At 35.8% G+C, this 23761-nt stretch carries 21 protein-coding genes and 1 pseudogene; 12 read left to right on the top strand and 10 right to left on the bottom strand.

Translation table 11 applies throughout. The features are described 5' to 3' along the window. Window positions 1-8: 8 nt before the first annotated feature. Window positions 9-1661 (bottom strand): annotated as a pseudogene (locus CAR_RS09110) (PTS transporter subunit IIBC); the annotation flags it as partial. A gap of 323 nt (window positions 1662-1984) precedes the next feature. On the opposite strand from CAR_RS09110, the gene CAR_RS09105 reads away from it, so the two are divergent. The 4 genes from CAR_RS09105 (at window position 1985) to CAR_RS09090 (ending at window position 7048) form a co-directional block, all read left to right on the top strand. Continuing rightward, window positions 1985-4270, top strand: a complete 2286-nt coding sequence (locus CAR_RS09105; protein WP_013711430.1) for a glycoside hydrolase family 65 protein — start codon at window positions 1985-1987, stop codon at window positions 4268-4270. Window positions 4271-4285: 15 nt separating this feature from the next. After that, window positions 4286-4957 carry a beta-phosphoglucomutase gene (gene pgmB, locus CAR_RS09100; protein WP_013711429.1) on the top strand — a complete coding sequence of 224 codons (672 nt, stop codon included), beginning with the start codon at window positions 4286-4288 and terminating at the stop codon, window positions 4955-4957. After that, entirely contained in the window at window positions 4944-5945 is a 1002-nt protein-coding gene (locus CAR_RS09095) for an aldose epimerase family protein (protein WP_041556515.1), read from the top strand. The genes pgmB and CAR_RS09095 overlap by 14 nt, the downstream gene beginning before the upstream one ends. 77 nt (window positions 5946-6022) lie before the next feature. Then, complete coding sequence (locus CAR_RS09090) at window positions 6023-7048, top strand: LacI family DNA-binding transcriptional regulator (RefSeq protein WP_013711427.1); 1026 nt, start codon at window positions 6023-6025, stop codon at window positions 7046-7048. 103 nt (window positions 7049-7151) lie between these two features. On the opposite strand, the gene CAR_RS09085 is transcribed toward CAR_RS09090, so the two are convergent. Then, entirely contained in the window at window positions 7152-8342 is a 1191-nt protein-coding gene (locus CAR_RS09085; protein WP_013711426.1) for an NADH-dependent flavin oxidoreductase, read from the bottom strand. A gap of 153 nt (window positions 8343-8495) precedes the next feature. Between CAR_RS09085 and CAR_RS09080 the strand changes: the two genes are divergently transcribed. After that, window positions 8496-8870 (top strand): winged helix-turn-helix transcriptional regulator, encoded by a 375-nt coding sequence (locus CAR_RS09080; RefSeq protein WP_041556514.1) that lies wholly within the window; start codon window positions 8496-8498, stop codon window positions 8868-8870. A gap of 96 nt (window positions 8871-8966) precedes the next feature. Here the strand turns inward: CAR_RS09080 and CAR_RS13270 are convergent, their stop codons facing one another. After that, window positions 8967-10487 (bottom strand): GIY-YIG nuclease family protein, encoded by a 1521-nt coding sequence (locus tag CAR_RS13270; RefSeq protein WP_013711424.1) that lies wholly within the window; start codon window positions 10485-10487, stop codon window positions 8967-8969. Between the two features lie 166 nt (window positions 10488-10653). Continuing rightward, complete coding sequence (gene ndk, locus CAR_RS09070) at window positions 10654-11055, bottom strand: nucleoside-diphosphate kinase (protein WP_013711423.1); 402 nt, start codon at window positions 11053-11055, stop codon at window positions 10654-10656. 272 nt (window positions 11056-11327) lie between these two features. On the opposite strand from ndk, the gene CAR_RS09065 reads away from it, so the two are divergent. Then, a complete protein-coding gene (locus tag CAR_RS09065) occupies window positions 11328-11780 on the top strand; it encodes a hypothetical protein (protein WP_013711422.1) in 453 nt (150 codons plus the stop codon). 50 nt (window positions 11781-11830) lie between these two features. On the opposite strand, the gene gpmA is transcribed toward CAR_RS09065, so the two are convergent. Continuing rightward, on the bottom strand, window positions 11831-12517 hold the full coding sequence (gpmA, locus tag CAR_RS09060) for a 2,3-diphosphoglycerate-dependent phosphoglycerate mutase (protein WP_041556512.1): 687 nt from the start codon (window positions 12515-12517) through the stop codon (window positions 11831-11833). A gap of 238 nt (window positions 12518-12755) precedes the next feature. On the opposite strand from gpmA, the gene CAR_RS09055 reads away from it, so the two are divergent. From CAR_RS09055 to CAR_RS09040, 4 genes are all read left to right on the top strand, one after another. Next, complete coding sequence (locus CAR_RS09055) at window positions 12756-13541, top strand: glucose-1-dehydrogenase (protein ID WP_013711420.1); 786 nt, start codon at window positions 12756-12758, stop codon at window positions 13539-13541. A gap of 619 nt (window positions 13542-14160) precedes the next feature. Beyond that, window positions 14161-15141 carry a glycosyltransferase family 2 protein gene (locus CAR_RS09050; protein WP_013711419.1) on the top strand — a complete coding sequence of 327 codons (981 nt, stop codon included), beginning with the start codon at window positions 14161-14163 and terminating at the stop codon, window positions 15139-15141. Beyond that, complete coding sequence (locus CAR_RS09045) at window positions 15116-15532, top strand: GtrA family protein (RefSeq protein ID WP_041556510.1); 417 nt, start codon at window positions 15116-15118, stop codon at window positions 15530-15532. The genes CAR_RS09050 and CAR_RS09045 overlap by 26 nt, the downstream gene beginning before the upstream one ends. 8 nt (window positions 15533-15540) lie before the next feature. Then, window positions 15541-18288: a YfhO family protein gene (locus tag CAR_RS09040; protein ID WP_013711417.1), complete on the top strand. Its 2748-nt coding sequence runs from the start codon at window positions 15541-15543 to the stop codon at window positions 18286-18288. 54 nt (window positions 18289-18342) lie between these two features. On the opposite strand, the gene CAR_RS09035 is transcribed toward CAR_RS09040, so the two are convergent. From CAR_RS09035 to CAR_RS09025, 3 genes are all read right to left on the bottom strand, one after another. Continuing rightward, window positions 18343-19050 (bottom strand): MgtC/SapB family protein, encoded by a 708-nt coding sequence (locus tag CAR_RS09035; RefSeq protein WP_013711416.1) that lies wholly within the window; start codon window positions 19048-19050, stop codon window positions 18343-18345. 169 nt (window positions 19051-19219) lie between these two features. Beyond that, a complete protein-coding gene (locus CAR_RS09030; RefSeq protein ID WP_013711415.1) occupies window positions 19220-19789 on the bottom strand; it encodes a chromate transporter in 570 nt (189 codons plus the stop codon). After that, entirely contained in the window at window positions 19786-20364 is a 579-nt protein-coding gene (locus CAR_RS09025; RefSeq protein WP_013711414.1) for a chromate transporter, read from the bottom strand. The genes CAR_RS09030 and CAR_RS09025 overlap by 4 nt, the downstream gene beginning before the upstream one ends. A 273-nt stretch (window positions 20365-20637) precedes the next feature. Between CAR_RS09025 and CAR_RS09020 the strand changes: the two genes are divergently transcribed. Continuing rightward, a complete protein-coding gene (locus tag CAR_RS09020; protein WP_013711413.1) occupies window positions 20638-21492 on the top strand; it encodes a glycosyltransferase family 8 protein in 855 nt (284 codons plus the stop codon). A 62-nt stretch (window positions 21493-21554) separates the two neighbouring features. Next, window positions 21555-22907, top strand: coding sequence for a glutathione-disulfide reductase (gorA, locus tag CAR_RS09015; RefSeq protein ID WP_013711412.1), 1353 nt, complete (start codon window positions 21555-21557; stop codon window positions 22905-22907). Between the two features lie 84 nt (window positions 22908-22991). Here gorA and CAR_RS09010 read toward each other — a convergent pair whose 3' ends face one another. After that, on the bottom strand, window positions 22992-23219 hold the full coding sequence (locus CAR_RS09010) for a hypothetical protein (protein ID WP_013711411.1): 228 nt from the start codon (window positions 23217-23219) through the stop codon (window positions 22992-22994). Window positions 23220-23360: 141 nt separating this feature from the next. Beyond that, the gene (locus CAR_RS09005; protein ID WP_013711410.1) at window positions 23361-23588 is read right to left on the bottom strand and encodes a hypothetical protein; all 228 of its coding nucleotides are present in this window, start codon (window positions 23586-23588) and stop codon (window positions 23361-23363) included. Between the last annotated feature and the right edge of the window lie 173 nt (window positions 23589-23761).

The raw sequence follows: 23761 nt of genomic DNA, 5'->3' as shown, positions 1-23761 counted from the left end.
TATTCTCCTAAAGCATCCAGAATATCTGATTTCAAGACGTCTGCTTTTGGACCATAGACAGCTTGGATACCGTTATTTTTTTTGATTAATCCTAAAGCACCTAGTTTTTTCCAGGCAGGCTCATCGCCGACGATTGCGGGATCTTTTACTGTAATCCGTAAACGAGTCATACAAGCATCAACTTCAGAAATATTCGCTGGACCTCCTAAAAGAGCGATGATGTTTTGAACTTGTGCGCTTGCTGCTGGAACAGCTTCTCCTGTTGAAACAGCAACAGAATCAGTGTCTTCAATAGAAGCTTCATCAATATAGTTGCCTAAACGACCTGGCGTTGCAATGTTGAAACGACCAATCAAGTAATAAGAAACAAAATAGGCAAGTCCAAAGAAAACGATGCTGCTAAGGACAAAGTTAATGACATCCCACATCAGACCAGCATTTACGGACATTGGAATCCGAGTTAGAAATTCTAAGTTTCCAAACGAATGAACGCGTAATGGAATAATATCAGCTAAAGCAAATGAAAATCCTTGAAGCACTGCATAAATAATATACAAGAAAGGTGCTGCAAACATAAACATAAATTCAAGCGGTTCGGTAACCCCTGTTAAGAAGACCGCAATAGCTGCTGTTAAAAAGATAGATTTATATTTTTTGCGTTTATCGACATCTGTTCGACGATACATAGCTAAAGCTACACCCAATAAGGTTCCTGTAGCTCCGATCATTTGACCAACTTTGAAACGAGCAGGAGTGATAGATGTTAATAAATCATTGTAAGCTGCCGTATCGCCGCTATTTTTCAAGTTCACTAAATCGCTTACCCAAGCTAACCACAATGGGTCTTGACCAAACACTTGAGCGCCTACATTTGCACCCGTTAAGATCGTATAAGTTCCACCAAGAGCTGTGTAGTTTACTGGGATGGTCAGCATATGATGCAATCCAAAAGGCAGTAAGAGACGCTCTAATGTTCCATAAACGAATGGCGCTAAAATAGGAGCCGTGTCTCCAGATGTTGCGAGCCATTGACCAAAGTTGTTGATTCCTGTTTGAATAATTGGCCAAAAAATTGCTAAGCCGATAGAAACGACCACAGACCACAAGATGACTACGAAAGGAACAAAACGTTTTCCATTAAAGAAGGAAAGAGCTTCTGGTAATTTCCGGTAGTTATAATATTTGTTGAAAACGATCGCTCCAACAAAACCTGAAATGATCCCAATGAAAACACCCATGTTTAACGCAGGGGCACCTAGGACAGATGTGAAGTATCCGTTGACTAAAATTTCTGAACCAAATAAAGTTTTGGTTGTAGCGCCTTCAGTAACCAACATGTCTGCTGATACACCGAAAATAGCACCGGTAGTAACATTCATTAAAATAAAGGCTAATAATGCGGCAAAGGCTCCACCAGCTCGTTCTTTAGCCCAAGACCCCCCGATAGCAGCGGCAAAAAGAATATGTAAATTTCCAATGACACCCCAACCTAAGCTTTCCATCACATTTCCTGTGACGGCTAGTAATTGCACATCGCCTCCAAACATGACGATCATTTTTCCGATACTAATCATTAAACCTGCAGCAGGCATAACAGCAATAACGACCATTAAAGCTTTTCCAAGTTTTTGCCAAAAATCAAATGAAAACATTTTTTTCATTTTTTGTTCATCTCCTCAAATAGTATAATCAATGCAAACGATTGCTTTGATATTGCTTTGATTATACCTACTAAAAATTTAACTTGCAAGCGATTTCTTGAAAAGTGAACGAAATTGAGATGTTGTTACCGGTAACAGAATATCTCATTAAAACGACATTCTATAAAGTTTTATCTATAGTACATTGTTGATAAATAGATATAGGATTTACTTTTAAATGAAATTGACAACGCAATCGTTTGCGTTTATGATTGCGGTGTAGCATTAAAAAGTTAGCTGTACACTTTAAGGTACATAAATAAATTAGTTTTAGGAGGAAGAAAATGGAAAATAAACGATTATTTGAATTAGATGAATGGAAAATCTCAACACAAATATTGGATAAGAAACAAAGACGACTGCAAGAAAGCTTGACCAGTATTGGAAATGGTTATATGGGAATGCGAGGGAATTTTGAAGAACGCTATTCAGGTGATCACCATCAAGGCAGCTACTTAGCGGGTGTATGGTATCCGGATAAAACACGTGTTGGCTGGTGGAAAAATGGTTATCCTGATTACTTTGGTAAAGTCATTAATTCGATGAACTTTATCCAATTGGATTTGTTTATAGATGGAGAGCCAGTAGATTTATATAGCGATACTATTCATGAATTTGAAATGGAGCTGGATATGCGGACTGGGATTTTATCACGCCGTTATATCGTTGAGAAGAACAAGAAGCAAGTACAGGTTGAAGTCGAACGATTTGTCAGTCTGGCCCAAAAAGAATTGTGTGCGATTCGAATGAATGTTACCAGTTTGAATGAAGCCGTTGAAATACGTTTTTTTCCAGGGCTAGACGGTAATGTGACAAATGAAGATTCGAACTACGAAGAAAAATTCTGGCTTCCAGTGATGGCAGCGAAAAATACATTGATTGTTGAAACAAAACCAAATGATTTTGGAATCGAACAGTTTACAGTAGCTGCAACGATGTTAAACCGCACTGTTGGCATTGAGAAAATCTGTGATACCGTATCAGATATGTGCGTCAATGAGGAGTTTGCTGGAAAACTAGCAGCAGGCGAACAAGCATCTATTGAAAAATTGGTTATTTTAACAACTTCGCGAGATAGTTCAAAGGAAGAAGTAGGAACACGTAGCCAAGCATTAAGTACAAACTTAACGTCTTTCTCTTTTGCAGAATTGAGAAACCAGCACGCTGAATTATGGGAAGAACGTTGGGCAAAAGCGGATGTGGTTATTGGAGGAGATAGCGCAGCACAACAAGGTATCCGTTACAATTTATTCCAACTATTCTCAACTTATTATGGTGAAGATGAGCGTTTAAATATTGGACCAAAAGGCTTTACGGGTGAAAAGTATGGTGGAGCAACATACTGGGATACAGAAGCGTACGCCGTTCCATTGTACTTAGCTTTGACTGATCAACGAGTGTCTAAAAATTTATTGACTTACCGACACAATCAATTGCCACAAGCTGAACACAATGCGCGCCAACAAGGGTTAAAAGGTGCACTTTATCCAATGGTAACGTTCACTGGGGTTGAATGTCACAATGAGTGGGAAATTACATTTGAGGAAATTCACCGCAATGGGGCGATGGCTTATGCTATTTACAATTATACGAATTATACCGGTGATGAAAGTTACTTGGTGGATAAAGGGCTAGATGTTTTGGTTGGAATAAGCCGTTTCTGGGCAGACCGTATCCACTATAATCAAGGAAAAGACCAATATATGATGCATGGTGTCACAGGGCCGAATGAGTATGAAAATAATGTCAATAACAATTGGTACACAAATACGATGGCGGTTTGGACATTAAACTATACATTGGCTGCTTTAGAAAAAGCACCAAACAAAAAAGATGCATTAAATCTAACGGAAGCTGAATTAAATGAATGGAAAGCCATTATTGAAAAAATGTACTATCCGTATGACTCTGAAAAAGGCGTATTCATCCAACACGATACCTTTATGGATAAGGAATTGCGTCCAGTTACGGATTTAGCTCCAAGTGAGTTGCCATTGAGTCAAAATTGGTCTTGGGACAAAATTTTACGGTCACCTTTTATCAAACAAGCCGATGTCCTACAAGGTATTTACTTCTTTAAAGAAGAGTTTTCTGAAGAAGAAAAACAACGGAATTTTGATTTCTATGAACCGATGACAGTTCATGAATCCAGTCTTTCACCAAGTATCCATGCGATTTTGGCGGCAGATTTACACCGAATGGATAAAGCGGTTGAATTGTACGGCCGAACAGCTCGATTGGATCTAGATAACTACAACAACGATACGGAAGATGGCCTGCATATTACATCGATGACCGGCAGCTGGTTAACGATTGTAGAAGGCTTTGCTGGTATGCGGACAGCAAATGAAACATTAGCTTTTGCGCCACTATTACCGACAAACTGGACTCATTATGAATTCCATATCAATTATCGAGGACGCTTATTGAAAATTACCGTAACTCAAACCGCTACAACGATTGAATTAGTGACCGGTGAACCGCTAGAAATGAAAGTCTACGAAGAGGTTATTTTATTAACCAATCAATACACTTGCGCAACAAATACTGCAACAGCAGTAATGAACTAGGAAGGTGGGGGAAAAATGAAAGCTGTATTATTTGATTTAGACGGTATCTTGACAGACACAGCCTATTACCATTATCAAGCATGGAAGAAGTTAGGTGCAGAATTAGGAATTGAAATAGATGAAGCATTCAACGAACAATTGAAAGGCATTAGCCGTACAGATTCTTTAGCTTTGATCTTAGCTAAAGGCGGCTTGGAAAACCAGTTTACAGCTGCGGAAAAAGAAGCTTTGGCAACTAAAAAAAATGAAGTCTACAAAAAAATGATCGAGCAAATGTCTGCTGACGATATCTTGCCTGGGATCAAAAGCTTATTGGTTGATCTAAAAGCAAAAGGTATTTTACTGGGACTGGCTTCAGCAAGCCAAAATGGACCAATCATTTTAGAAAAATTAGGTTTGAAAGAATTTTTTGATACAATCGTAGATCCAGCCAAATTATCGGCTGGAAAGCCCCATCCAGAAATTTTTGAAAATGGAGCTAAGCAATTGAATGTGTCCGTTCAAGAGTGTATCGGAATTGAAGATGCAGCAGCAGGAGTTCAATCCATTAATAGTGCTGGAATGGCAGCCGTAGCTGTTGGGGATGAAACAACATTGAAGGCGGCTGCCAAAGTCGTTCCCTCAACCAATGAGTTGACCATAGATTTGTTGACTGCTGTTTGGGCTGAGTCTGTTGAAGTTCACTAAACAACATTTCGGGTGGATAGCCGATCAAGAGATAACAGAATACCGGCTAACTACTACAAAAGGGGCTACTTTTAGGTGTTTAAATTACGGAGCGATCGTAACTGGTATTGAAGTGCCTGATCAAAACGGGAACTGTGAAAATGTTGTGTTGGGTTTTGATAGTCTTGAGGAGTACGTTAAGGATTCACCTTACTTTGGCGCGTTAGTTGGACGAGTAGCCGGACGAATTAAAAATGGCGCATGGGCAACACATAAATTAACGCAAAATGAAGGACCACACCATATCCATGGGGGACAGGTCAATTTCAGTCAAACTGTATGGGACGCTGAAGTAAATGAAGCTGCTGATTTTATTGATATTAGTTTTACCCATACGAGTCCAGCTGGAGACAATGGGTATCCAGGAAATTTAACAGTAAAAGTCATTTATCAATGGACTGAAAAGGCTGTTTGGAGTATGGAAATTCAAGCAGAAACCGATGCAACAACATTGTTTAATCCGACAAATCATACGTATTTCAACTTGAGCGGATCAGTTAAACGAACCATTTTAAACCATAAACTACAAATTGCTAGCGCTGTTTATGCTGAAGTTGGAGCTGATAAATGTCCAACGGGAAGACTATGCCCAGTTGATGGAACACCATATGATTTTCGAACGCCTATTTTCATGAGCGAAGCATTGGCAAAACAGCCTACTGGTTATGATACACCCTTTAAACTAACTACTGGAAACGTGTTGCTTAGTGAACCAGAAAGTGGTCGGCAAGTAGCGATTCATACGACTCGAGAAGCAGTCGTCGTTTTTTCGACAACAGGAATGGATGAAGAATATGTAGTGATGGGCAAAAAAATGTGCAGTCACCTAGGAATTGCTCTAGAAACTCAAGAGCTGCCAGATGCTGTTCATCATCCCCATTTTCAATCAATCATTCTAAAACCAGGAGAGCAGTACTTTTCACAAACAACCTATCATTTTTCTGCTTGACAGTCTTGCTAATCGCTAATTTCTAACTTATGATAAGAGAAAGACACAAAAACAATACAGGTTGAGGGAGTGAGCAGATGGCGATTACGATTAAAGATGTTGCAAAAAAAGCAGGTGTGGCAACCTCAACCGTTTCTCGAACGATTCAAGATCACTCCAGTATCAGCGAAAAAACGAAGAAAAAAGTTCGTTTGATAATGAAAGAACTTGGGTATCAACCTAATTTAGCAGCACGAGGCTTGGTGAACCAAAACACCCGGACGATTGGAGTTGTTTTGCCTGTATCGGACGGGAAGGTCTTTCAAAATCCTTTCTTCTTAGAAATGATTCGCGGCATCAGCAAGACCTGTAATGAGAAAAAGTACATGGTTGCGATTGCTTCAGGGACAACGGAAGAAGAATTGATGGAAAGTATTCGAATGATGGCAAAAGGCGGTCGAGCAGATGGTTTTATTGTCTTGTATTCTAAAAAAGAAGATCAAGTGATCGATTATTTGCATCAAGAGAAATTAAATTATGCCATTATTGGGAAACCCTATCAGCATGAAAATGAAATTTTGTATGTCGATAACGATAATCAATTAGCCGGAAAAGATGCAACAAATTATGTGATTGGATTAAATCATCAAAAGATTGCCTATATCTGCAACGATGTGGATGAAATGGTTACAGCTGAACGTCTATCGGGCTATCAACAGGCCCTATCAGCAGCAAGTATAGCCATTGAACCAACTTATATTATAGCAGAAGACTTTAATGGGACAGAGTATAAACAGCGATTGGCGGCATTATTTCTTGCTGAGGAACGTCCTACAGCAGTAGTCGCAAGTGATGATATAGTAGCCATGAGTCTGAGCAACTTGTTGAAAGATATTGGGTTGTCTGTGCCATATGATGTTTCAATTATTAGTTTCAATAATTCTATTTTTGCTGAAATGATCCAACCAGCATTAACTTCAATTGACGTCCACATCGACTACTTGAGCAGTCAGGTAGTGGAGAAATTGGTTGAATTTATTGAAGGCCGACAAACGATAGCCATGAAAGTTATCTTGCCGCATAAAATCATTGAACGAGATTCGTGTAAAAGTAGAACAGAATAGAACTAAAATTATCGGCAAAAAAGGACATTCTTCTCGAGAAGAATGTCCTTTTTTATTAAATGGAATTGGTTATTACTAAAGGACAGATAGAAATGAAACTGTCTTAAAGTTTTTTCTCGTAGCCTTCCATCGGAGCAAATTGATCTGAATACTCGTCGTTCACTGTAGCTGAATCTGTTGTAAAGTGCATGACAGAACTGAACGATTCGACTAGATACACTTGCATGACAGAAGGGATAGCTAATTCATCCATATCAAGTGGGCTAAGTTCTTTACGAATGCTGCTTTCATCATTGGAAGCAACTTTTTGTACCCATTGAGGTTCGCGAATCAATTCTCTTCCTACTGCAACCAGATTAGCCCCGTTAGCTAAAACGTCATCTGCGTCTTCAGGATTTTCTACTGAACCGACTCCGATTAAAGGGACGCTATTTTCTGTTACTTTAGCAAATTGGTTTAAGATTGGAGTAACATCATTTTTATCATTTAACGATGTACGTTTATAACTTGCAACTGATAAATGAAGATAATCTATTTTTTCTTTAATAGCATTTGCAAAATAAAGTGAATCAGCTAAACGAATTCCAGGAGTTTCAATTTCCTCTGGAGACATTCTGTAGCCTAAAATGAATGGAGTTTTTGCGTAACGTTTAATCACATCTGAAGCGTGATCAATGACTGCTAAAGGAAAAGTAAGTCTCTTATCTCTCGATCCGCCCCATTTATCGGTTCTTCTATTTGAATGTTCTGAGTAGAATTGTTGTAGAAGGTAAGTGTTAGCACCATGCAACTCAACGCCGTCAAAACCAGCAGCTATTGCTCTGCGGATGGCTTCTCCAAAATCAACAATAATTTGTTCAATTTCTTCGTTCGTCAATTCTTTTGGCAATTCAGAATCTGTTGGGTAAGGAGCAGCAATGGCACTTGCGCTTACAGGCTGATCGCCTTTTAAGATTCTTGAATAAGTTTTTCTACCAACATGAAAAATTTGCAGAACAGCTTTTGTGCCTTTTTGTTTAATAGCTGTAGCTAATTTTTCAAGACCTGGAATCATAGAGTCATCTGCAACGGACAATTCACCTTCAAAACCTTTACCATTATCACTCACATATGCGACTCCAGTAATGATCATTCCAGGGCCTCCAGCTCGTGCAGCATAGTAATTGATTTCATCTGTAGAGACCATACCATTATGAAAGCTTGTCATTGTTGTCATAGGTGCCATTACGACCTTGTTCTTCAATTGTTGTCCGTTTTTAAATTCAAAACCATCTAAAAAATTATATTTATTCATTCGTATTCCTCCAACTAGTTATTTGGGAAATGAATTCTTCCCATCAAATCTTATATATGTTAGTATACGTATTACAAATAGATAATATAAGTACGCACTTTAAAGTGCTATAGGTACCTAAAAGTGCCTAAAAGAGAGATAGGGGAAATTAGAATGGAAAAAATATATAATCTTGGTGTGGAAGCAACGCTCGAGGTGATTGGTGGAAAGTGGAAACCCATCATCTTATGCCAATTGGGTCATGGAGCATTACGAACAGGAGAAATGAGAAGAAGAATCCCTGCCATTACTCAAAAAATGTTGACACAACAATTAAGAGAACTTGAAGGTGATGGTATTATTGCTAGAGAAGTGTTTAATCAAGTGCCCCCTAAAGTGATTTATTCTTTAACAACAGAAGGAAAGTCATTAAGAGAAGTTTTGATTGCCATGTCTGTTTGGGGCGAAGACCGAATAAGTAAAGATCAAAAAAACGGTAAAAATGTCCAGATACTTAGTCCGGATTATACCGGATTTGTGGAAATGTAAGACCTATTCATAAAATTGTAATAATTAAAGAAGCAACCAAACTATTGAACGATGTTTGGTTGCTTCTTTTAAGTCAGTAGGAGAGATAATCAACTGTTAAATAAGGACTTCCGTTTTTAAATTTTCTTCCAATGCTAAGGACTGATTATATTCTTCAGCAAACATAGTGATATTAAAATCGGCAGTTGGATCAATTTCTTCTACTAATATTTCCAATGTAGCTATATCGGTCCTAAAAAATTCTTTTCTGAAATTCACTTTGTTTACTCTTTGGTTTGAAAGTCTCTTGTGCAATTCATTTTCTAAACCTACTGCATTATCGCTAAATATAAGAGCATGCACATCAAATCTGAAAGGAACAGAGGCGCTTCCAAGTTCATCTACGCGTTGTTGAGGCTCCATTCTTCTTGTCATTCCTATTTTAAAAGTATTATCTCCAAAAGAACCCATATTTGAAATTATATATACATAACCAGCCTTACCAAGAGCTAAACTAGCTATTTCTTCTTTTTTGTTTTCGATATTGTCTAGTTGTCCCTCTAATTCAAGTAAACGTTCATTTAATTGTTTTATTTTTATTTCGTCAGTTTCAAATAGAAGTATTTCTCTATTTCGTTCAATCTCTGTTTTAAATTTATTTTCTTCTTGTTCTAATTTTTTTCGTTCTGCCTCAAGAATTTTTCTTTCTTCAGCTTCTTGTTTCATTTGTTCTTTAATAGCTTTTTGTTCCTCTTTTTCTCTTTGTCTGTAAATATAATAACGGTACTCAATATCAACTAGCTCTAAATACAACGGTTCAATCTCAGAAATAAACTTTGTGATAGTTGGAAGTATCGCTTTATTTCCTTCAGCAGCAATAACTAGATACTTAGTCATTATGTCTTTAACGAACTGTTTTGTATCATCTAACTTTTCATATGAAAGCTTATATAAAAGTATTTGCATCTCAGATTGAAGACCAATAATCATTAGATTATAAATGGTTTTATTAGCCTTAGTTGTGTATCTTTTTTCATATGTCACTAATAGATTGTCTATTTCTTTCTTTGTAGCATTAGAAAGTTTTTTCAGTTCTTTAGAATTATCAGAATGTAAATGAAGTCGTATTATGGTACCAACAAGACTTTCATCATCCAATTCAGATTCTAGTTCATTTATAACTGAATTAACACCATCCATGTTAATAGTATGAGGAAATCTTTCTTCGAAATTTTTTAATCCCACCAACTGTGACTTAAACTTTCGAGCTTGATTCATATATCGAGTTATTTCTTTTTGTAATTTAGTATTTTCAATATGTAATACTTCGTTTTCACTCATACGCTGATCAATTGTTATTAATAATGATGATAATTCTTCATTGGCTTTATTTATTATATCTTTTGCTTCAATATCAGCTTCATTGATTATAACTTCTCTTTTTTTATGATTTTCTGCTTCGACCACACTTCTGAAATCTTGTATAAGTTTTTCTTTATTACTTAATAATTCTTGTTTTCCATTGATTTCTTCCTGAAGAGAGTTTTTTCGATAAACTAAATTTTCTATTTCTAATTCTTTAATACCAATATTCTTTTTGAGATGTGCATATTCTTTAAAGCGTTGAAAAAACCCCATTATTATTTATCCTCTTTTCTATATGTTTGAAGAGTTAGTCATTTTAAATGACTAACTCTTCTTTAGTATATAATAAAACAGATGTATTTATAATAAATAAAAGAGAAAATGAAGATAAATATGGTTATTAACCACAATAAAACTTTATCGAATATAATTTATTGTTTTAGCCAAACCAGATAGATTGTTCTCTAATAGCACTCTCTTTTGAGTCAGAAGCGTGAACAGTGTTTTCAGATAAACTAAGACCGTAAAGGGCACGAATAGTATTATCAGGGGATGTTTCAGGATCTGTGGTCCCATTCAATGCCCGGACTCGACTAATGGCATTTTCGCCTTCCAATACGAGAGCAACTATTGGACTTCTTGTAAGGTAAGTAACCAAGCGGTTAAAAAATGGTTTTCCATTATGTTCTGCATAATGTTTTTCTGCTAAATTTGTAGAGGCTTGGATGAATTTCATATCTAAAATTTTCAAATCATTTCTTTCATATTCTACTAAAATTCTTCCAATTAGGTTTCGTTCTACTGCATCTGGCTTGATCAATACGAGTGTCTTTTCTGTCATTTTTAAACATCCCCCTAGAAGTGTCTTTATTATGAGTTTAACATGTCCTGTTTCTTTAGTGTAGGAGAGTGTTCTTTAATGAGTAAATAAAGCGAGCGCTTGTAAAATAGGTAGCATAATCTAGCATTATGTGGTTAAAAATAGTGATAATTAGCTTATGATGATATAATTAATTCAATGTAGCGAAGCCATTTTTTAGGTACATTGAATTTAAAAAGGGTGTAATAGGTGTGTCCAATAGCCTGTTAAATAAAAACGATGGAGGAAATAATATGGGATTAATGTTGTCAGAAAAAGAGATATTAGCTAACTTAGAAGCTAACGGGTTATTGAGTTCAATGACAGAAAGCACAGCTGTGTGGGCGCAAATTATGCCTTCTACAGGATCTTTAGTGTTGTTTGGAGCATATGCACAGTTGGCAAAAGGATCTTATTTTATTTTATGTATGGAACAAGATAAAGTTATTTTGTTGCCCGTTCATAAAGTAACTGGGAAAATAAATGCAAAAAAGGAACCAATCATCATGCCTTTTGAAGAGTTAGACTCGGTCGAAGTGGGTAAAAATGCTTTATTACACAAGGTAACATTTACAGCAGGCGAACGAGTTATGCCTTTAAAAATAAATAAATTTGCTGCTGGAACGAAATGGCACAAAAACAATTTAGAAAAAGCATTAGCAGAAATAGAAAAATGCCAAACACTTGTGGTTCAACAGACTACATAGGACTAAAATGAAAAATCCATCCTTTCTTTAGCGAAGGGATGGATTTTTTTTTAGTCTAAATAATACTTTTTAGTAACAATTAATTCTTCATTTAGTTCGTAAACAAGCGGTTGGCCAGTCGGGATTTCAACAGCCATGATTTCATCGTCTGATATTTCTTCTAAGTATTTGATCAAAGCCCGGATGGAATTTCCATGAGCAGCAATCAATACGGTTTTATTGTCTAAGATAGCTGGAGCGATATGATCTTCCCAAAAAGGAATAACACGTTCCAGTGTGACCTTTAAACTTTCACCCATCGGGATAGTTCGCTTTTGAAGGTTAGCATAACGGCGATCGTTTAATGCAGAGTTTGGATCATCTGGCTTCAATAATGGTGGTAAAGTATCATATGAACGGCGCCAAATGAGAACTTGTTCTGAACCAAATTTTTCAGCTGTTGCTTGTTTGTTTAATCCTTGCAAAGCCCCATAATGACGTTCATTTAACCGCCATGATTTTGTTTCTGGAACCCATAATTGGTCCGATTCTTCTAAGACAATATGGCAAGTCTTAATGGCTCTTTTCAAAACAGATGTAAAAGCAAAATCAAAGTTGATGCCAGCATTTTTAATCTTTTGCCCAGCTTTGCGTGCTTCTTCATACCCTTGCTCGCTTAAATCAGCATCCATCCAGCCTGTAAATTGGTTTAATAAATTCCATTCGCTTAATCCATGTCGCACAAAAATAAGTTTCAATTTAAACACCGCCTTCTTCTATAATAGAATGTAAACTTCCTCTTTAGTTTACTCTTGTTTCCTATAAAAGCTAATCATATGATAACCGCTCATATTGCATAATGATAAAATTTTTCCCCTTTGTAAATAATGGAGGCGGGCAGTCGAGTCTTGAAAATAGACGCTCTTTTTTTAATGAGCTATAATTATTTTGAGTATGTAAAAGGTTTAGAGCAGTTAATTCAAATGGAGGGGTTAGATGTACACTGATTTAAAAGGGAAAGTAGCTGTCGTTACAGGTGGTTCAAAAGGAATTGGAAATGCAATTGCTAGACGGTTGTCAGAAGAAAAAATGAAAGTTATCATCAATTATCACAGCGATAAAGAAGGAGCCGAAGAAACGGTAGAAGAGCTCAAAAAAGTTGGCGGAGAAGCTGTGGCTATTGAAGCTGACGTCAGTAGTGAAGAAGGTGTAAAAGCCTTATTGGATGCAGCTATTTCTAATTTTGGTGATTTAGATCTGTGGGTTAATAATGCAGGTATGGAAAATAAAGTTTCCACCCATCAATTAACTTTAGAAGACTGGGAAAAAGTGATTAATGTTAATTTGACAGGGGTTTTTCTTGGCTCTAAAGCAGCCTTAAATCATTTCTTAGAAAACGATAAAAAAGGAAACATTATTAACTTGTCTTCTGTACATGAACGTATTCCTTGGCCAACATTCGCGCATTATTCTGCTAGTAAAGGTGGAGTAAAATTGTTCAACGAGACCATTGCACTAGAATATGCGCATAAAGGGATTCGCGTGAACAGCATTGCTCCAGGAGCGATCAATACACCGATCAATGCTGATAAATTTGAAAATGAAGAAGAAAAAGAAAAAACGTTAACTATGATTCCGATGAACTACATTGGAAAACCGGAAGAAGTTGCAGCAGCTGCAGCTTGGTTAGCTTCTAACGAATCAAGTTATGTAACAGGTACCACGCTGTTTGTTGACGGAGGGATGACATTGTATCCATCTTTTGAAAAAGGTGAAGGTTAAAAAATCAGAAAATGGATAAATGTTTAAAAGAGTCTTGAATGATGCAGTTTTTAACCCAGTAAATAGCCGTTTACTGGATTAGGAATAGCAGATGTTCAAGTCTTTTTTTTTATATCTTTTTTATATCCTTTCTGTTATTCTATAAAATGAATACCTTTACATTTCGGGATCAACCATGATTCTGTTAAAAAACACAGAATTAAAAGGGGAATATAATGAGAGTATTGAATGGCATTATTTCATTAACTAGTTCATTTTTTATGTTTATATTACTTTATACATTACGTTTAGGTGATTATTCAACCTATCATTCATCGTGGTATTTTTTTCCTTTCCTGCTACTGGGTATTTCGATTCGCTGTTTTTTTTAAACAGTATGTAGATGGGGAAAAATAACATTGAATTTTTTTGAAGCGTTAGGTTAAAAAATATAGGTTATTAAAAGCTTTAGAATAAAGCATTCTAAGGCTTTTTTTATGTGGATAATTAATGAATTTAAAAGAAATTTCTCATTTAAGGGGTGCAAAATTAGACGTCTATTTTAGTGTAAGATATACTAGTTAAGAAACGAACAGTTACAACTATAGGTTCGATGTACGACAATGAAAGGTTAGATTGAATGAAAACTATTACAATATTAATTCCTGCTTATAATGAAGAGGCAGTAATTGACAAAATGTATAAAAAATTAGATAGCGTCTGCGGAGGTTTATCTCAGTATGCATTTGAATTTTTATTTGTGAATGACGGCAGTACAGATAGAACGCTTGAGCAGATAAAAGCTTTTAAGGAAAAGGATTCACGTGTACAATACGTAGACTTATCCCGTAATTTTGGGAAAGAAACAGCTATGTTGGCAGGTTTTGATTATGCTAAAGGAGATGCCTTGATCATTATTGATGCCGATCTTCAACAACCTCCAGAAACATTTGCTGAAATGATCCATTGGTGGGAAGAAGGCTACGATGATGTGTATGCTGTGCGTAAAGAACGCGAAGGTGAAACGTGGTTAAAAAAATGGACTTCTGATATGTATTACCGTGTACTACAAAATGTTGCTAAAGTAAAAGTTTACCCTCAAGCAGGTGATTTTAGATTATTAGACAAAAAATGTGTAGCTGCATTGACTCAATTGAGAGAGCATGAACGTTATACAAAAGGGATGTATGGCTGGATAGGATTTAAAAAGAAAGAAATATCTTATATAGCAGAAGCTAGAGCAGCTGGAGAAACAAAATGGAAGTTGTCAGCTTTGATGAATCTGGCTTTAAATGGCATAACATCTTACAGTACAATGCCTTTAAGAATTTGGTCCATTATTGGATTCATTATTTCGATGTTTGCTTTTGTCTATTTGACGATTGAAATTATTCGAACGATGTTATTTGGAACGAGTGTTGCTGGTTACCCTTCTTTAATTGCTGGTATCTTATTTTTAGGTGGTATTCAGCTGATTTCACTTGGAATTATTGGGGAATACTTAGGTCGAGTTTTTGTCGAAACGAAGGAACGGCCGGTATACTTTATTCAAGAATATTCAGAAAAAGAAATGAAGAAAGAGATGGATGTAAGTGATGACAAAGATAAAGAGTCTCGTTAGTAGGTACGAAGAATTAATTGGTTATTTGATCTTTGGAGGATTAACAACGGTAGTAAATATCGTTGTTTTCTATTTATTTGATTCGGTTTTTGAAGTGCATTATTTATTTGCAAATGCAATTGCCATTGTTGTATCTATATTATTTGCTTTTTTTACCAATAAAAAATATGTCTTTAAATCTTCCACACCCACATTCCAATTATGGTTAAAAGAATTTAGCTTGTTTGTTTCTTTCCGTTTACTATCAGCTGTTTTTGATATGGGAAGTATGTGGTTGTTGGTTGACGGTCTGAATTTGAATGCTAATGTTGCAAAAATCATTACACAATTTATTGTTGTGGTATTGAACTATGCATTCAGTAAATTTTTTATCTTTAAGCAAGGAGAGTGATCCAGTTGATGAAAGACCTTGGCGAGAATTTATTTGAAGAAAAAAAAATCACTAAGCTGACATTTGCTCTCTTTACAGGTTTGTTTCTTTTTATGATTACAGCGATTTATAGCTATTTTATAGTGTTGCAAAAATCATTTATCTGGGAAGGTGATGGATTTTCGCAGCATTATTTAATCTTTAAGGATTATTTATCCCTGATAAAGACATACTTAGCAGACCCTTCAGCAGGTCTGCAATTTTGGGATTGGACAAATGGCATGGGTGCAGATGTATTAAGTGCTTATGGGTATTATGTAGTAGGTGACCCGTTTGTTTACCTGGGATTGTTATTTCCTGCAAGCATGACGGAGTTTGCCTATCATGTGCTAGTTTTGCTGCGTGTGTATGCCATAGGGATTGCTTTTTTATTTTATTGTCGAAGAATGCAACTAGCTAGTTCAGGTGCTTTAGTCGGTACATTGATGTACACCTTTACTTTTTATGTGGTATTAAATGTTACACGGCATCCTTTTTTCTTGATGCCGATGCTCTTTTTTCCGTTACTATGTATCGGAATAGAAAAGATTTTGCACAATGAATCAAATACATTATTCATTGTAGTTATTTTTCTAAGTGCATGTAGCAATTTTTATTTCTTTTATATGTTGAGTGTACTGATTTTTATTTATGCAGTTATCCGCTATTTTAATCTGTATGGTACAAAAAACAACAAATTACTATCAGCTTATGTTTGGAAAGCTGTCTATTCTTATTTAATAGGGCTATTACTGTCGAGTATTTTATTCGTCCCGATTGTAGGAGGATTCTTACAATCATCGAGAGAGCCGGGAAATTTTGCCAGTGGGCTGCTTGTGTACCCTGTTAAGTATTATTGGTCATTACTATTAAATCTATTTATTTCTGAACGTTACTTGTGGACGGTATTTGGCTACTCATCATTTGTGTTATTGATGGTGCCGATGCTTTGGATGCAACGCAAGAAGTTTAGTTTTATTTCAGCCACTTTAGGATTATTCGCAGTGATGTTGACACTGCCGGCATTTGGTTCCATTATGAATGGTTTCGCAGGCCCCTACAACCGTTGGACATTTGCTATTCCATTGTTTGTTTCATTAGGAGCTGCAATACTCTACAATAGTCGGTTCAACTTAAAGAAAAAAGAGGTTTTAGCTATGGGCTGTATGATCCTGCTTTATGGAGGAATAGTGTTTGTAGTTATTCAAGTAATCGGTTTTAGAGCAGCCTATATCACTCCTTTGATCTTTGCAAGTGTGATGTGGCTATTATTAGTGTTAGCAAATAAACAGCAAAATAAAAAAGTCTTAACAAAACGTTCTAAAGGATTTTATTCCGCTGCATTATTGCTGCTCATCATGGCGAATTTAAGCTACAATGCAATGGATTATTATTACTCATGGGGACAAAATACGATTGAGCTATCAGTAGATTATGGAACAATTGATGACGAATATTTAACAACGTTTGATCGATTAGAGCAACAACTTCCACAAGATACAGATATCTCTCGCATTGGAGTAACTAGCAAAAACAATCATATAAAGAATCAATTCATTATTTTAGAAGAAATGGGACTGAATTCTTATCTGTCGGTTTCAAATGGTTTTATCTCAAATTTTGCCCGCCAATTAGGATCAGGCCAATTTCAGCTTATCCAACCTTTACGAAATGGATTTGACGATCGACAAATTGCAAATAATTTTTTAGGAGTTCGATATATTTTAACAGAAAAAGAAAATGAAGCTTATCTTCCATATGGGTACGAAGTGGTGGAAAACCTCTCTGATAAAAGTTCAGATTTTATTGTAGCTGAAACAAAAAATTATTTTCCTTTTGCGTCTGCCAACTCGACATATCTAACTTATGAACTGTTTGAAAAAATGAATCCAATCGAGAAAGAGCAGTTCTTATCTTACGGAGTTGTGATTGACTCAGAAGAGGTAGAGACATCGGATTTGACATTGTTTGATCAGCCATTAAAGGTTGAAAGTGAAGGGTATCAATTGGTTTCGGAGAATAAAAGTAAAGCTAGCATTGAAGAAGATGGAATAACGATAAAAGAAGATAATGGAAAAGTAGAACTGCTGCTGGATGATCCAACAGTTTTGCAACAGGCTGAAGTGTATGTTTATTTAGAAGGATTGGATTTTACACCTAGTGTAAGTGATCCCCTAACAGGCACTCCTACTGCTTTTAGTACTCGGGTAACACTAGGGGAACGAAAAAAGACGATTCGTCAATCTGATGTATTGAGCTTTAGTTCTTACTTTAAACGGACGAATATGTTGTTCAACATGGGTTATCACGATGAAAATAACAAAGAAGAGACAATTTCTCTTCAATTTTCTAAAGCAGGAAACTATGCATTAGAAGATATTACCGTATTCATTGTTCCTTTAGATAAAGATTATCCAGGCAGGGTGACGGAGAAGAGAGATAATCAATTAAATATTAAAACGTTCACCAACAAAATGGTCAAAGGATCAATTACTATGACTGAACCATCGGTATTAGCTACTAGGATTCCGTTTACTCAAGGTTGGAAAGCAGAAGTCAACGGGAAGAAAGTTGAAACGATTCTTGTTAATGAAGGCTTTATTGGACTTCCATTGGAGTCAGGAACTTCAGAAGTAACGTTTACGTATCAACCACCATTTTTAATTCTGGGAGCTTTTCTTTCTTTAGCAGGAATCATCTTATTGGCATTAAACCATGTTTTTTGGAATAAACACTAAGAGCTAATAGAACAAAAAAAGAACAAAAGTGAGTATTTTTCACTTTTGTTCTTTTTAGTTTTCTCTTAACGTATGAATACGACGAATGTATTCAAAATCTGAGAGGTCTTCTACTACAGAAGCAATCGACTTGGTATCTGGTAAACTAAGTGTGTAGAGGTTAATGTAACTGTTTTTTTCAATACTATTAGTGTCCACACTGTAATCTAATCCGAGAACATTAATTCGCATACTAGCAAAATAACGAGTAAGAAATTCTTTTGTCTCTTCACGGTTCACATAATAAATTTCAATTCTCTTTGAACTTTGAACACGGAAGAGCTTTTTGATCACACGTAAAACAAGTAAAATAACTAAACAACCCATTAGAGCTAAAAAATAGCTTCCCATACCAACGGCTATACCTAAACCAGCGATCGTCCAAATAGAGGCAGCTGTTGTCAGTCCAGTAACACTTTTTTTAGTCACAATAATTGTACCGGCACCTAAGAATCCGATTCCGCTGATGATTTGAGCTGGCATTCGAGTCATATCTGTATTTAACACTTGAGCCAGCTCCGGTTGACTTAATCCCATCTCGACTGTGCTGTACGTAACTTGCAGTTGGACTAATGTAATAATACAGGCTCCAGCACATACCAAAATATGAGTTCGTAAACCAGCATCATGGCCTTTGATTTCCCGCTCATAGCCAATCACGCTTCCCAATGCAACAGCTAAGATCAAGCGGAGAAAGATTTCGCTGTATTCTAATTCAAACATTTAAACACCTGCTTTCTAGAGAAACTATGCAAAATGAAAGTGCTTCAATTGAACTCTTTTCTTTAGTATAAAGCAGCCAAAAAGATTCACAAATGATTTAACTTTAACAAGGCTATAATTTTTAGTATTAGTAAAGTAATCAAGCCCCATTAACTAAAAATACTTTAGACTAAAGTATCGTTACACCATATATCATCAGTCTCACTAGCCCAGCTGCCAACATAACAAAGATTGGTCCGATTTTTGTTTTCCGCAGTAAAATTAAGCCGATACCAAACAAAATCAAGGAGATCCAATCTAAATCAACCCATTCAACTGGAAGGGTTTCGCTGTTAAATAAAGCTGTCAATAGAATAGACAATCCAGCAGAAGCAATCAAAGCAACAACAGCTGGACGCAAGCCTTTAATAACTCCTTGGACTAAAGACAAGCCTTTGTATTTATAATATAGTACTGCTAAAAGCAGAACGATAATAACCGAAGGCGTGATACATCCTAACGTAGCTATCAATGAACCGGGGATTCCAGCTACTTTTGTCCCTACAAAAGTAGAAGCATTTAAAGCGATCGGACCAGGTGTCATTTGAGAAATCGTTAATATATCAATATATTCAGTACTAGACAACCAATTGTTTTGTTCGACTACTTGTTCTTGAATCAAAGGCAAGGCTGCATAACCGCCTCCAAAGCTTAAAGCTCCAACTTGGAAAAAGCTCCAAAATAATTGCAAATAAATCATTTATTTAGTCCTCCTTTAGTTAAATGTGACTCTCTATAGGTTGTATAAGCACCTATTGCACCACAAATAAATAAAATAACGACAATATTAATTGATGTAAAGGCAGCAGCTAAGAAAGCAAGGGTCATCACAAGGATGGGGAGGATCTTTTTATTTTTCGTAATTCCTTTGACCATGTCAATAACGACATTTACAATAACAGCAGCGACTCCAGCTTGCATACCAAACAATAGAGCATTTACAATAGCATTATCACGGAAAGCTAAATAAAAATAAGAAACAATCGTAATGATTACAAGTGGAGGTAAAGAAGTTCCCAATACTGATAAGAGAGCTCCTCGAATACCAGCCATGCGGTAACCAATGATAATCGAAGCGTTAACCGCGATTGGCCCTGGAGAAGATTGGGCAATAGCTACTAAATCAAGCATTTCTTCTTCCGTGATCCATTCTAACTCTTTTACAAAACGCTTTTGCATAAGCGGAACAATCACATATCCTCCACCAAAGGTAAAAGCACTCAATGTGAAGGTAGATAAAAACAATGTCCAATAAAATGATGCATCTTTTTTCATGAAATTCTCCTTTGTATTATAAAATCAATTCATTAATTTAAGTATACATTAAATCAAAGTAAAAAAAAAAATGTGTGATATGATATACAGTAATTATTTAATACATAGTAGATTTTTTTAAACTACTTTGATTGCAACTCAAGTTCATTTAATTCATAATTTAATGTAGATGCTAAGTTATTTGAAGAAAGAACGTTTGAAAGCAGCATAAGGTAGATAAAAATAGGCAACAGCTAAACTATAAAATAAGCATTAAGGTATAGGAGATATATTATGAATTTATTATTTACACTTAATGAAAACTATTTAGACCCACTCTTTACAGCTCTACACTCAATCTTTCGCTCAAATGATAAAGAAAAAATGACGATTTATTTAATGCATCAAAATATACCAAAAAATAGAATAAGTGAAGTAGATCAATTTGTAAAAGGGAATGGACATACATTCTTTCCAGTAGATTGTAAAAAACTTTTCTTAGAAGAAGTAGTTGTTAATCGCTACTATTCGATTGAAATGTATTATCGCTTACTTGCTCCATTTGTACTGCCGATAGAATTAGAGCGAATTTTATATCTTGATCCTGATATTATAAATTTACGTTCTTTTTCAAGCTTTTATAAGCAAGATTTTGAAGGGAAGTTATTTGTAGCGACAACACATGATTATGCTACAAAATGGATACAACCAATCAATAACATCCGCCTAGGGACTCTGTCATCTGAAGATTACTTCAACACGGGAGTTATTTTGATGAATCTCACTTTAATACGGAGCACTCGCAATCTTGAGGAAATAACTACAGCAATCAAGATTAATAAAAATTGGTTAGTTCTTCCTGATCAAGATATTTTCAACCATTTATATTGGAATGAGGTTAAAGAAGCTGATTGGCGAATTTATAACTTAGATGCGCGTTTTTATTCTCAATTAAAACGCGTTTTTCCACGTAAGTTTTCGATTGAGTGGGTAGAGGAAAAAGTCGTATTCATTCATTATTGTGGCAAACACAAACCTTGGATAGAAAGAGAAAGTTACCGACATGAACTAGGCGGTTACTATCATTATTTTGAGGATATCTTAAAACAAGAAAATGAGTTAAACTTAATGATAGAAGATAATGAATAAGAGATAGTTATTTTGAAAAGACTATAGTAAATTGAAAACAAAAAAGAAAGTAGGAATAATTAATGGTTAAAAAGTATGATTATATTGCAATTGGTGGAGGAAGCGGCGGTATTGCGTCAGCTAATCGTGCTGGAATGCATGGAGCGAAAGTGGCTTTGATTGAAGGTAACGCTATTGGTGGAACTTGTGTCAATGTAGGATGTGTTCCTAAAAAAGTTATGTGGCATGGCGCTCAAATAATGGAAGACATGGAACTATATGGAGAAGACTACGGTATTACAATTAAGGATCGTCAACTAAATTTCGGAAAATTAGTTAAAAATAGAGAGGGATACATCTCTCGATTGCATACTATTTATCAAAAGAACTTAAATAATAATAAAGTGGATTTGATCAACGGTTATGCAAAATTTGTCGATGCACATACTGTTGAAGTGAATGGGGAACATTACACAGCAGACCATTTCTTAATTGCTACTGGTGGTCGTCCAGCTTGGCCAGAAATTCCAGGAGCAGAATACGGGATGACCTCAGATGGGTTCTTTGAACTAACGGAACTACCTAAACGGGTAGCGGTTGTAGGAGCTGGGTATATTGCTGTTGAATTAGCAGGTGTTTTACATGGGTTAGGTTCGGATACGCATTTATTTGTTAGAAAGCATGCGCCGTTACGTAATTTTGATTCGATCATTATCGAAGGACTTGTTGAAACAATGGCTAGAGAAGGAGCAGCTTTACATATTCATGCTGTTCCTAAAGAAGTGAAAAAAAATGAAGATGGTTCTTTAACCATTCATTTTGAGGACGGTTCTTCACATACAACAGATGCTGTCATTTGGGCAATTGGACGTAAACCAAATACAAAAGATTTGAATCTCGCGGTAACGAATGTTGAATTAAACGATGGTGGGTATATTAAAGTAGATAAGTACCAAAATACAACGGCTAAAAATATTTACGCTATTGGAGACGTAGTCGGTCGTATAGAATTGACTCCAGTTGCTATTGCCGCAGGACGCCGGTTATCTGAGCGCTTATTCAATAATAAACCAAACGAGTTTTTGGATTATACGAATATCCCAACCGTTATCTTCAGCCACCCGGCAATCGGAACAATTGGAATGTCTGAAGAAGAAGCAAAGGAAACCTATGGCGAAGCAGATATTAAAGTGTATACATCTATTTTTACTTCTATGCACAGTTCTATAACAGCTAACAGACAAAAAACTTATATGAAATTAGTGTGCCAAGGTGAAAATGAAAAAGTAGTTGGTTTGCATGGGCTTGGAAGAGGCTTGGATGAAATGATTCAAGGATTTGCAGTAGCTATAAAAATGGGAGCTACAAAAGCGGATTTTGACAATACAGTAGCTATTCATCCAACTGGATCGGAAGAGTTTGTTACAATGAGGTAATCAGGATAAATTGAATACAGCAAAATAAGGTTGAGCAGAGATGCCTCAACCTTATTTGCTTATGCCACAGAGTTTTTTGTAGTTTTAATACCAAGAACCATCGGCGGTGTAGTGAAAAATTTTACCGTTTGTGAATGTGATAGACACAAAGTTTTGTTTAGAATTAACTTTGATCTCAGTGATGTTATCCATAGTATATTCTGGAGGGTTATGCAAGATATCCATGTGATGAGCATATACTAAACTGAGAGTTTCCATTTGTTCTTCATCTAAGTCGAAATAGCCTTTGATTTCATTAATTTTTGAGGCCATAACAAACCCTCCTATTGTTTATTACTAATTATACTATTAACTGTAAAAAAAATAAAAAGAACAGCTTGGAAATAATAGAAAGAGCACCAAAACAAATGAAACCACATCTGTTTTGGCGCTCTTTTGAATGACAAATTTACACTACTCGTAAGTCCATTCACCAGTGCTATTGTAATGAACAAGTTCGCCATTAACAAAGTGAACGTCTACGGTTTGGAGACCGTTGTTCCATGAAACTTCTTTAATATTTTCTAAATCATATTTAACAGGATCATCCAATGTATCCATGTGTTGGGCATAAACATTTGCTAACCAACTGATTTGATTTGAATCTAACTCGCTATAACCTTTGACTTGTGTGAAATCCATAATAAATTCCCCCTTGTTAGTTATAAAACTATTGTAACGCATTATAGGGGAAATAAAAAAGAGAACGCTTTATTTGAGGGTTTGAAATTAGGTGAGTTAGACAGTGGACTAACGCTAAAAATAAGAAAGCGGTTAAGAATTAGAAACAAATAAGAGGAAATGGAGCTTGATTT

Source organism: Carnobacterium sp. 17-4 (genome assembly GCF_000195575.1).
Taxonomy (GTDB): Bacteria; Bacillota; Bacilli; order Lactobacillales; family Carnobacteriaceae; genus Carnobacterium_B.
This window is presented reverse-complemented; position numbering and strand designations above follow the sequence as displayed.